Origin of the sequence: Nocardia sp. NPDC004604 (genome assembly GCF_040609795.1) — a bacterium.
Lineage (GTDB): Bacteria > Actinomycetota > Actinomycetes > Mycobacteriales > Mycobacteriaceae > Nocardia.
Genome location: NZ_JBEXLC010000219.1, coordinates 1 through 10,550, shown reverse-complemented (window position 1 = coordinate 10,550; position 10,550 = coordinate 1). Strand labels below are relative to the sequence as shown.

11 protein-coding genes are annotated in these 10,550 nt (G+C 66.7%); 4 read left to right on the top strand and 7 right to left on the bottom strand.

Translation table 11 applies throughout. From position 1 onward, the window contains the following. Nucleotides 1-111: 111 nt before the first annotated feature. A complete protein-coding gene (locus tag ABZW16_RS40960; RefSeq protein WP_011211115.1) occupies nt 112-366 on the bottom strand; it encodes a WhiB family transcriptional regulator in 255 nt (84 codons plus the stop codon). A gap of 251 nt (nt 367-617) precedes the next feature. Then, a complete protein-coding gene (locus tag ABZW16_RS40955) occupies nt 618-1,562 on the bottom strand; it encodes a diacylglycerol kinase family protein (RefSeq protein WP_354961541.1) in 945 nt (314 codons plus the stop codon). A gap of 66 nt (nt 1,563-1,628) precedes the next feature. Between ABZW16_RS40955 and ABZW16_RS40950 the strand changes: the two genes are divergently transcribed. Beyond that, nucleotides 1,629-2,069 (top strand): hypothetical protein, encoded by a 441-nt coding sequence (locus ABZW16_RS40950; RefSeq protein WP_354961540.1) that lies wholly within the window; start codon nt 1,629-1,631, stop codon nt 2,067-2,069. A 107-nt stretch (nt 2,070-2,176) separates the two neighbouring features. Here ABZW16_RS40950 and ABZW16_RS40945 read toward each other — a convergent pair whose 3' ends face one another. From ABZW16_RS40945 to ABZW16_RS40925, 5 genes are all read right to left on the bottom strand, one after another. Next, entirely contained in the window at nt 2,177-2,860 is a 684-nt protein-coding gene (locus tag ABZW16_RS40945; RefSeq protein WP_354961539.1) for an endonuclease V, read from the bottom strand. 55 nt (nt 2,861-2,915) lie between these two features. Continuing rightward, a complete protein-coding gene (locus ABZW16_RS40940; RefSeq protein ID WP_354961538.1) occupies nt 2,916-3,407 on the bottom strand; it encodes a GNAT family N-acetyltransferase in 492 nt (163 codons plus the stop codon). Continuing rightward, a complete protein-coding gene (locus tag ABZW16_RS40935) occupies nt 3,404-4,015 on the bottom strand; it encodes an acid phosphatase (protein WP_354961537.1) in 612 nt (203 codons plus the stop codon). Before ABZW16_RS40935 ends, ABZW16_RS40940 begins: the two co-directional genes overlap by 4 nt. A 130-nt stretch (nt 4,016-4,145) precedes the next feature. Beyond that, nucleotides 4,146-5,384: a hypothetical protein gene (locus ABZW16_RS40930; protein WP_354961536.1), complete on the bottom strand. Its 1,239-nt coding sequence runs from the start codon at nt 5,382-5,384 to the stop codon at nt 4,146-4,148. A gap of 102 nt (nt 5,385-5,486) precedes the next feature. Next, on the bottom strand, nt 5,487-7,190 hold the full coding sequence (locus tag ABZW16_RS40925) for a DEAD/DEAH box helicase (RefSeq protein WP_354961542.1): 1,704 nt from the start codon (nt 7,188-7,190) through the stop codon (nt 5,487-5,489). A gap of 453 nt (nt 7,191-7,643) precedes the next feature. Between ABZW16_RS40925 and ABZW16_RS40920 the strand changes: the two genes are divergently transcribed. The 3 genes from ABZW16_RS40920 (at nt 7,644) to ABZW16_RS40910 (ending at nt 10,453) form a co-directional block, all read left to right on the top strand. Beyond that, on the top strand, nt 7,644-8,501 hold the full coding sequence (locus ABZW16_RS40920) for a hypothetical protein (RefSeq protein WP_354961535.1): 858 nt from the start codon (nt 7,644-7,646) through the stop codon (nt 8,499-8,501). A gap of 87 nt (nt 8,502-8,588) precedes the next feature. Next, the gene (locus ABZW16_RS40915; protein WP_354961534.1) at nt 8,589-9,644 is read left to right on the top strand and encodes an alpha/beta fold hydrolase; all 1,056 of its coding nucleotides are present in this window, start codon (nt 8,589-8,591) and stop codon (nt 9,642-9,644) included. A 152-nt stretch (nt 9,645-9,796) separates the two neighbouring features. Next, the gene (locus ABZW16_RS40910; protein WP_354961533.1) at nt 9,797-10,453 is read left to right on the top strand and encodes a ferritin-like fold-containing protein; all 657 of its coding nucleotides are present in this window, start codon (nt 9,797-9,799) and stop codon (nt 10,451-10,453) included. Nucleotides 10,454-10,550 lie beyond the last annotated feature (97 nt).

Here is a 10,550-nt window from a genome sequence, read left to right as displayed (position 1 = left end):
ATTCGGCGTCGTAATCCCCCGGGTAGTCACCCGGATACTCGTCGTCGTTGGTGCCGGGCTTGACTGCGTTACCGGGCCGGGCTGGAAGGTCCGGTAACGCTTGTCGTCCTACTAGACGACGGTGCGGGTCCGCGTGCGAGCGTTGCGACGCTTGAGCGCGCGACGCTCGTCCTCGCTCATTCCACCCCACACGCCCGCATCCTGCCCGGACTTCAGGGCCCAGGACAGGCAATCGGCGGTAACGGGGCAGCGAGCGCAGACCAGCTTGGCATCGGCAATCTGCGCGAGCGCAGGACCGCTGTTACCCACCGGGAAGAACAGCTCGGGGTCCTCGTCGCGACAGATGGCCTTGTGGCGCCAGTCCATTCCTCTGCTCCTTTGCTGGGCGCCGCAAAGGGCGCCGATGGTTTGTGGATCGTTCACTTGTGCGACTCGAATGTTTCCGCACGGTTGCTTGTGAATGCTTTCACGAACACCGTAGATGTCAATAGGTATCTGGTGCACCGTGGGGAAGCTCACGCTCTCAAAGTCCCCCTACGGGGAACCTGACCGGTCCTTTGTACTCGCTCTACCTGGTTTTCGCAGCACAACACCCGGATTTTTCGCGCGTTTCGCGCTCATTCCGGACGCGGAGCGACGACCTCGAGCACGTTCGGCACAGCTGTGAAATCCACCATGTTGCGTTTTCCGATAAAGTCGCCATCGATTTGCAGACCGATGGGTTCGCTGGCCACGATTCGCACCGTCGGTACATCGTCCTCGCGAAAGAGGCTGCGGGACTTGGGATTTCCGCCGGTAGCCAACAGCTGGCGGGCGAGCAGCAGGGTGGAGACCATCGACATCGACCGCACGGCAAACACGCCGAGACCCGTTTCGAAGGCCGTGCCCGGGTTGGTGTGCACCGGTGTGTCGTTCAGATAGGTCCACGGAGTCGCGTTCGTCACGAAGGCGTAATGGACGCCCTCGACGGGTTCGTATCCCGGAATCTCGAGCCGAACGGTCGGTTCCTTACCCTTCGCTTTGAAGAATTGTCGCACAGTTGTTCGAACATAGCGCGCGGGGGTGGCCGCATGACCATTGGCGCGACTGTTGTCGATCGCCTCGCACACGTCGGCGTCGAGGCCGACGCCCGCGCTGAAGCCGAACCAGCGGTCATCGGCCAGTCCGAGGCCGATTTTGCGGTCGCGGTCGAGAGTGAGCAGATCAATGAGCTGGTTGGTCGCGGTCACCGGATCCGGGGAGATGCCCAGTGCCCGCGCGAATACATTCGCCGAGCCGCCGGGGATCACGCCGAGCCGTGGCAGCCAGGCCTGTCCGTCGTTCAGTTCGGGTAGCGGCAGGAAACCGTTGATGGTCTCGTTGACCGTCCCATCGCCGCCGTGTACCACGATCAGATCCATCTCGTTGGTCGATGCCCACTGCGCCAATTCCGCCGCGTGGCCGCGATGCTGGGTATGTGCGACGGTCAGCTGTGTCCGGCTCTCCAAGGCGTGCGCGAGCAGATCCCGAGTCGCTGGTGTAGTCGAGGTGGCATTCGGGTTCACGATCAGCAGCGTCCGCACCTTCGGAAGCCTAATCGGCTGCCGGCCCGGTCCGAAAAGCCGGGAAGTGCGTTCTAGGCTTGGCGCGTGGCGGACAGCGGCAAGGACGAGGTTGACAGCGGCGCGCGGGCCGAGGGCGTGCCGGCGACGGTGCGTGGTGCCGGCGGGTTGGTCGCGCTGGAGGGTGCGGTCGCGGTGATCGTGGCGATCGTGCTGATCGTGCGCGGACTGCTCGGGCACGATCAGAATGCCGCCAGCGGGTACGGCACGGCCGCGTGGTTCGGCATTCTCGGCGGTGCGGTACTCGCGGCCGGTATCGGTCTGGTGTTCGGACACCGGTGGGGACGGGCCATCGCCGTGATCGCGCAGGTGCTGCTGCTGCCGGTGACCTGGTCGCTGCTGACCGATTCGCATCAGCCGGTGTTCGGCGCGCTGCTCGGCGTTGTGGTGATCGGCGCACTGGTGCTGTTGTTCGCGCCCGCGTCGAATCGCTGGATGGCCGGGGGATACCCGACGCCGCCGAGCTGACCGGCTTACGTCGGGTATCCCCAGACGCTGGATTGTGACCGGGATCGCTTCGCTCACCCGGTCGACGTCTGCCTATTCGGGGGTCGCAGATCCTAGCGAGCAGGTGTTCAGCGCACGGTGGCGTCGCGCAGTGCCCGACGGCACAGGTGATCGGCTTGCCGGGTGGTCTCGGGCTGGCGGTAGCGCGGGGTGAGTGCGAGCACCTGGGTGCATGCGGTGTCGAGGTCGATGAGATGTCCGACCGAGACGAATACCGGTTTGATGGCGCGCTGGGTGCGCAGGGCGCGCCCGACGAGCTGACCGTCCATGGTGATATCGCTGGCCGCACCACGTTCCGGGCCGGGCGGCCGATAGTCGCCCCACGGTGTCTTGGCGACGCCGATCGTCGGTGTGCCCGTGCGGATTCCGACATGGCAGGCCAGGCCGAAGCGGCGCGGGTGGGCCAGTCCCTGGCCGTCGCAGATGAGCAGATCCGGTGTGGTGTCGAGCTTTTCGAGGGCGGCGAGGGTGGTCGGCAGCTCGCGGAAGGCGAGTAGACCCGGCACGTACGGGAAGGTGACGGTACCGCGCACCACCGCGGATTCGACGGGTTCAAGTGTGTCGCTGTCCAATACGACCACCGCCGTCGCGACGATGCCGGTCTCGTCGTCATAGGCCGAGTCGACTCCGGCGATGGTGCGGAACCGTGGTGGGCGCGGGTCGGACGCAATCACCAACGGCCGCAACGCATCCTGGACAGCTATCGCATCGTCCGCGGTGGTCGGCCATTCGGCCGGTGTGTCGACCTTCATCGCTGTACTCGAAATCCGTATTGCGCCAAGCTGATTCACTACCGAGAGGATTCGGTCACCAGGCTTCGGCCGCGAGCTTGTCGATGGCCGCGCCGGTGAGGCGGTAGCCGACCCATTCGTCCTGGGGGTTGGCGCCGATGGATTTGTAGAACTCGATGGAGGGTGCGTTCCAGGTCAGCACCGACCAGTCGACCCGGCTGTAGCCATTGGCGGCGGCCTCCTCGGCGAGCGCGGCGAGCAGCGCCTTGCCATACCCCTTGCCGCGGGTCTCCGGCTTGACGTACAGATCCTCCAGGTAGATGCCGTGTACGCCGGTCCAGGTGGAGTAGTTCAGGAACCAGATCGCACAGCCGACCACACCCGTCTCATCCGCGGCGACGTGGGCGAAGACCGCGGGCGACGGTCCGAACAGGGCGGTGTGCAGCTGTTCGGCGGTGAGTGTGCACTCGTCGCGGGCCTTCTCGTATTCGGCGAGGTCCTCGACCAGGCCGACGAGCGCGGGTACATCGGCGGGGACGGCACGGCGGATCTGGCCGGGGTGAGTCATAGTGTGGCTCCATTGTTGCCGGGAACTAGGTTGTGCGCCAGGATGGTTCGATCCTCGTGTTCATACCCGAGGACGGTGATCGCGGCGGTGGACATGGCAAAGCGCCGCCCCTCCCGGATATCGAGTTCGGCCCAGCGGGCGATCAGTGCCCGGGAGAAATGACCGTGCCCGACCAGCACGATATCCCGGTCCGGCAGTGTGGGTTCGACCGATGCGAGCACGCGGTCGGCGCGGGCGCTGACCTGTGCGGCGGTCTCGCCGCCCGGCACGGTTCCGGTCCAGATGGTCCATCCTGGATCGTGCTCGCGGATCTCGACACTGGTCCGGCCCTCGTAGTCGCCGTAATCCCATTCGGTCAGATCGTCATCGACGACGGCATCGGTGAGTCCGGCAAGCGCCGCGGTGTGCACGGCACGCTGGCGTGGACTGGTGAGCACCAGCGGGTCGCGCAGCTTCAGCTCGCTCAGCAGTCCGCCCGCGGCGCGGGCCTGCGCCGCACCGCGTTCGGTGAGCGGCAGATCGGTGCGGCCGGTGTGGCGCCGCTGCTTCGACCAGGTGGTTTCGCCGTGCCGGAGTAGGACCAGCCGGGCGTCGTCGAGTGCGGACATGGCTAGCCCGCCTCCCCGAATCTTTTGCCGGTCGTCGGTGCCTCGATCGTCATCTCCCGGGCCGGCGGTAAGTGGGGGCGGATTCTTGGGCGTGCCCGACGAGTTACCCATGTTCTTACTAAATCAGTCATCACGAGCCCAGTGCGTATATCTCGGCTCCGCGTTTCTCCAGCACGGTCGTGCCGAGTACGGCGAGCGAGATGGGGGAGCCGTCGTAGCCGGGCCGGGCCACCGGAATCCGGGTGACCTCGGTGCCCGAGGTGGGGTCGAGGATGGCGATCGCGCCGTCCACCGGCATGAGTAGTCGGCCCGCCATGAAGACCGGGCTGCCGAGTGCGCCGGGGGCGGCCCAGATCGGATCGAATGTGCTGGCGTTCAAGGCGATCAGGCTATTGCCGGTGAATACCAGGAACAGCGAGCTGATCCGGGTGGTGGTCGTCTTATCGCTCAGCGGTGCGGAGAGTTGGTGCACCACCAGCGCATTCCCGGTGCTGTCGAAGACCTCGAGTCGCGGTGCGGTCGCCTCGGCGCCGGCGGTCGCCGCCGCACCCGGCAGGTACACCACGATTCGGTTGTCCGACACCGCGATTACGCGCGCGTCGGGGGAGTCCGCGCCGGTTCCGTTGAGTATGTGCGAGCCGTACTCTTCGGGCACCGTGTTGTCTTTCGGTGCCGGATTGAGAACGGTCAGGCGGTCGGTGGGGTCTTCTGGGCAACGCTCGAGTACGGCGAGCCGGGTGGAGCTCGAACTCGACGAGAGCAGTTTGCAGCCCTTGCGCGGCTGGGTTTTCACATTGACCGGTGCGTCGACATAGCCGTATTCGATGGTGCGCACCAGATCCGAGCGCCACATTTCCAGCCGCCGCGGTCCCTGGGCCAGCACATAGGTGCCGTCTACGGATAGCTGCACCGCCGGATCCATATAGCTGCTGCGCGCGGTTCGCCGCGCACCGTCCTCACCGGCCAGCAGGATGGCCTGGCTGCAGCCGCGCTGATCCTTGTACACCGCGATCACCGTGCCGAATTGCGATTCGACGCCGCACAGCGATAGGTCGCGGCGATAGTGCCACAGGTCGGCGCCGGTGCGCGGATCGTGACCGGTGACCGTGCCGTCCGCGCCGGTGACCACCGTGCCAGCGGCCACCAGTGCGCGATTCGCGGCGGGGTCGGCGGCATGCCAGAGCTCGTGCAGACTGGTCGGCACCTGATCCGCGGCCGCCGGAGTGGAAACCGGATGTTCGGCCGTCACCGACTCGGTACCCCTGGCGTCACTGCGTGCCCACACCACGACTGCCGCGATCACCACGACCACGGCGATCGCGACTGCGGAGATGATGTCGGCGCGCGTTCGCCGCTCGGGTGCGAGCACGTTTGCGAGACTACAACGTGTCGGCCGACCGATGTGAGCGGCTCTCGTCCGGATTGCCCCCTACAGGCGCGCCCGTCTATGACGGACGCGCCCGGGTATCAACTATGCCGATGCGGTAACCGTCGCGGGGGCGGTATCCGCGGCCACTTCGTCCGCGGGCTTGCGGCGACGGCGGCGACGGCGCGCGGGCTGATCGGTGGTGTCGGCCTCGTCGGAACTGGTGTCCGCCGCGGCGGGTGCGCCGTTTTCGTTGTCGCCGTTGCCATTCGACTCGGTGCCGGACTCGGTGTCTCCGGCGGGCTTGCGGCGACGGCGGCGGCGACGGGCAGGCTTATCCGCCGTGTCGTCGGCGTCACCGTTCGGCGCGGTGTCGGATGGTGCTGCGGCGGTATCGGTTTCGGCATCGTCGAGCGCATCGCCGTCGGTGCCGTTGACCGCGCCGTCGATCGGCTGGCCGCCACGAGTGCGTCTGCGATTGCGATTGCGCGGCGTGCGGGCGGGGCGCTCGACCACTTCGGCGTCCTCATCGCGCACCGGCTTGGCCTTGCGGACCGTGCCGGTGACACCCTCGGGGATGCCCAGGTCCGAGAACAGGTGCGGGGAGCGTGAATACGTCTCGACCGGGTCCGGGATGCCGAGGCCGAGAGCGGTGTCGATGGCGGCCCAGCGGTTCAGCTCGTCCCAGTCGATCAGCGTCACCGCGACACCGGTGCGTCCGGCCCGGCCGGTGCGCCCGATCCGGTGCACGTAGGTCTTCTCATCCTCCGGGCACTGGTAGTTGATGACGTGGGTGACGTCGTCGATATCGATGCCGCGCGCGGCGACATCGGTCGCGACCAGCACATCGATGGTGCCCTTGCGGAATTTGGTGAGCGCCTTCTCCCTGGCGATCTGCCCGAGGTCACCGTGTACCGCGCCGACGGCGAAGCCGCGCTCGGCGAGATCATCGGCGACCTTCTGTGCGGTGCGCTTGGTCCGGGTGAAGACCATGGTCGCGCCGCGGCTCTCGGCCTGCAGCACCTTGGCGATCAGCTCGCTCTTGTCCAGTGCGTGCGCCCGGTAGACGAACTGCGCGGTGCGGTCGTGCACGGCGGAGTCGTGCGGTTCCTCGGCGCGGATATGGGTCGGCCGGGTCAGGAAGGTGCGGGCCAGGGTGATGATCGGGCCCGGCATGGTGGCCGAGAACAGCATGGTCTGGCGCTGCGCCGGAACCATGCCGAGAATGCGCTCGATATCGGGTAGGAAGCCCAGATCCAGCATTTCATCGGCCTCGTCCAGGACGAGTACGCCGATCTTGCCGAGAATCAGGTGGCCCTGATCGGCCAGATCCATCAGTCGGCCGGGAGTTCCGACCACGACGTCGACGCCCGCGCGCAGTGCGGCGATCTGGGATTCGTACGGGCGGCCGCCGTAGATCGAGAGCACGCGCAGCTGACCCTGGTGGTTCTTCAGGTGCTTGCTCGCGTTCTCCAGATCATTGGTGACCTGGATGCAGAGCTCACGCGTCGGCACGATGATCAGTGCCCGCGGGGTGCCGTCCAGCGGGGTCGTCCCGGAGTCGGCGGTGGTGATCCGGTGCAGCAGCGGCACACCGAATCCGAAGGTCTTTCCCATACCGGTGCGGGCCTGACCGATGAGATCTTCACCGGCGAGTGCCAACGGCAGGGTCAGTTCCTGAATTGCGAAAGTTCGTTCGATTCCGATCTCACCGAGTGCTCGCACGATTTCATCGCGAACCCCCAATTCGGTGAATGTCGGGGCGGTGTGGGATTCGTCCAGTTCGGCGGTCAGCAGCGTATCTGCCAGACCTGGTTCTTGTTCGACAGTGATCTTGCTCAGGTTCGTGCCTTCCTCGTTATCGCGTCACGCGCGCACGAGGCGTGGGGCGGACCGGTCGGTCCGCGACGACCACGTATCCGCCTGTGATACTCACCTCGGCCACTGCCCTTGATGTCGGCGGGAGCTCGTCGTCGTGTCGGCTACCTCGGGAGACATCGGCGCGGCGCAAGGGTGATGCGGATCTGGTGCGCGCACATATTCCTGAACGTCGAAAACCTCGCCGCCGGAACTCCGGCGCCCAGGTGATCGGCGCCTCGATGGGACGAAATTTCCGTTGTCCGCAGAGATTGTAGCGTGATATTGTGCACGGCTCGAATTGCCGCCATGTTAGCGGCTACATACGGGTCGCTGGAAAAGGTCCGCATTTCCGGGGCAAAAGTCCGGTTTCCTCGGATCGCTCTTCGACGTACGCTGCGCCACATGGTAATTCACTTGGCGCGCCGAATCTGGACCACGATCGAACCGCTACATGATGTGGTGTATTTCGGTGCGGGTGTCAAGGAGGCCGGAGTGGCGCTCGGGTTGCGCGGATTCTGGCAGACCTACTTCGCGTTCCGGGCCGCTCCGCTCGGCGCGGTGAGCGCGGGCACGGTATCGGCGACCTTCGCCGGATTCCATCCCGATATGGTCGGCAAGGCGGTGCCCGACGCGTGGGTCAGGACGACGCCGGGGGAATGTCTGGCGGCCCGGCTCGACTATTCGACCGGTCTGTTGCGTGGGGCCGGAGCCGGTGACGCCGAATGCGCCCGCGCGGTGGATCTGCTCGAACCGGTAGCGCGCGCGGCCGATGCGACCGGCCGGGCGCTCTACGCGGCGAATGCGGAATTGCCCCTGTCCGCCGATCCGGTGGCCGCGCTGTGGCAGCTCACCACCACACTGCGCGAGCATCGCGGTGACGGACATGTGGCGGCGCTGATCAGCCACGGGCTGACCGGATCGCAGGCGCTGGTACTACAGGTGGCGGCGGGTAAGGCGCCCGAATCGGTGATGCGGCCCGCGCGCGGCTGGTCGGAGCAGGAATGGTCCGATATCGCCGACGAGTTGCGGGCGCGCGGGTTGATCGAAGGTGAGCCGACCGGCCCGGCGCTGACCGGCACTGGCGCCGAATTGCTCGATCAGGTGGAGGCCACTACTGACGAGGCCGCCTGGAACGGCGCACTGTCGGCGCTGTCGCAGGACGCGATCGCCGAGTTGACCGATACGCTCGCGCCACTGGTGCAGCGCGTCCAGGAAAGCCTGGTGCCGCCGATCAACCCGATCGGCATGGTGCAGAGCTGAATCGGCGTGGTGTACGGCAATGCGGCGGTGCTCACAAAACGAACTTGCCTGTTACCGCCGGTACCGAGATGTGAGAGATTCTTGGGTGTGAGTCTCACCGACACCGTCACCATCGCTGCGCGCAATGCCTGGGCGCTGACCTTCGGCCAAGGCGTCGAAACACCGGATCCCGCCCCGTCGACGGTGCTGTGCGATGAACCACATCGGCAGCTGCGCCGCTTCGAGGCGGGTGAATCCGCCACTGCCGCAACGGATTCGGCGGTGCTGCTGGTGCCGCCGCTGGCCGCGCCCGCCAGTTGCTTCGATCTGCGCCCCGATCAGAGCGTGGCCAGATTCCTGCTCGAGACCGGCCGCACGCCCTATGTCGTCGACTATGGCGAGATCACCTTCGCCGACCGGCGGATGGGCTTCGAAACCTGGATCGACGACATCCTGCCGGAGGCGATTCTGCGCACCTCTGCCGATCGCGAGGGTAAACCCGTCGATCTGGTCGGCTGGTCCATCGGCGGCACCCTGGCGCTGCTGACCGCGGCGGCGCACGCCGAACTGCCGATCCGCTCCATCACCGCGGTCGGCTCGCCGCTGGACTACGACAAGATGACCGGCATTCCGCAGGTGCGCGCGGTCGCCAAATTGACCGGCGGCATCGCGACCTCGACCGCGGTGCGCGCGGCGGGCGGCATTCCCGCCGCGCTGACCAGAATCGCCTACCGGGTCACCGCATGGGACCGCGAACTCACCCGACCATGGTTCGTCGCGAGCAATATCGCCCGCACCGAAACCCTGGCCAAGATGGAGTCCATCGACCGCTTCATGGCGCAGATGCCCGGCTATCCCGGCCGTTTCTACGGCCAGCTGTGGGGCCGCCTGATCCTCAACAACGACATCGGCCGCGGCGTCGTGCGGCTCGGTGAGCGCCGCATCGAGCTGGCCGAGGTGACCGCGCCGGTACTGCTCGTCGGCGGACCCACCGATGTCATCACCCCGGCCGCCGCCGTCGCGGCCGGGCAGCGCACCCTCACCGGTGCGCGGTTTGTCCGCTACGAGACCGCCCCCGGCAGTCATCTCGGCATCCTCACCGGCGAAACCGCGCGCGAGACCACTTGGACCTATCTCGACAAATTCCTGGCCGAGCTGTCCTGAGCCACCGCCGGTTCTGGGCGTTCGCCGCCACGACTCCGATATGTACCGGGATGACGCTGACATGTAACGGGCCGGGGCTAGGCTGTCTCGATATGGGAGCACAGTCATCCGCAGCGCTAGGAACATGGGAAGCTGCCGCGCAGGGGGTTTCATTGTCCGGCTCGTCCTTCGCGGCCGATGATCTCGGCGTAGTCGACCTGTTCGCGGTGCTCGCCTACGGTGAGATCTCCGCGTTCTACCGGCTGGCCGAGGAGGCCAAGCTATCGCCGACGCTGCGTGGCAAGGTGGCCGTCGCGAAGATGGCCGCCGCCGAGATGCGGCACTTCGAAACCCTGGAGTCCGCACTGGCCGAACGTGGCGTCGACATCTTCGACGCGATGGCGCCGTTCGTGCGTGCCCTGGACGCCTACCACGACTCCACCGATCCCTCGACCTGGCTCGAGTCGATGGTGAAGTTCTACGTCGGCGACGGTATCGCCGCCGACTTCTACACCGAGATCGCCGGTGCCCTTTCTCCCGAGGTCGCCGCCGTGGTCCGGGATGTGCTCGCCGAGACCAGCCACTCCGAATTCGTGGTCGAGGAGGTGCGCCGCGCGGTCGCGACGAGCCGCTCCGAGCGCGACCGGCTGACCCTGTGGGGCCGACGGCTGCTCGGTGAGGCGATCACCCAGGCGCAGTACGTGATGGCCCAGCGCGATGAGCTCACCGAGCTGGTGCTCAGCGCGACCGGTGATCTCAACGGCATTGCCGCGCTGTTCGAGCGCATGCAGGCCAGCCATGCCGAGCGCATGACCGTGCTCGGCATCTGATCAGTCGTTCACGGCACGGACCAGTCGCAGGCCGGGGGATTGCGCCTGCGCCTGATCGGTGAGGCAGACGACGATGCTCTGATCACGGTCGCCGTTG

Bases quoted from the DNA above. Each gene is read 5' to 3' on its own strand.
- ABZW16_RS40960 (WP_011211115.1), bottom strand. From the start codon at position 366: ATGGACTGGCGCCACAAGGCCATCTGTCGCGACGAGGACCCCGAGCTG.
- ABZW16_RS40945 (WP_354961539.1), bottom strand. From the start codon at position 2,860: ATGAAGGTCGACACACCGGCCGAATGGCCGACCACCGCGGACGATGCG.
- ABZW16_RS40940 (WP_354961538.1), bottom strand. From the start codon at position 3,407: ATGACTCACCCCGGCCAGATCCGCCGTGCCGTCCCCGCCGATGTACCC.
- ABZW16_RS40935 (WP_354961537.1), bottom strand. From the start codon at position 4,015: ATGTCCGCACTCGACGACGCCCGGCTGGTCCTACTCCGGCACGGCGAA.
- ABZW16_RS40920 (WP_354961535.1), top strand. From the start codon at position 7,644: ATGGTAATTCACTTGGCGCGCCGAATCTGGACCACGATCGAACCGCTA.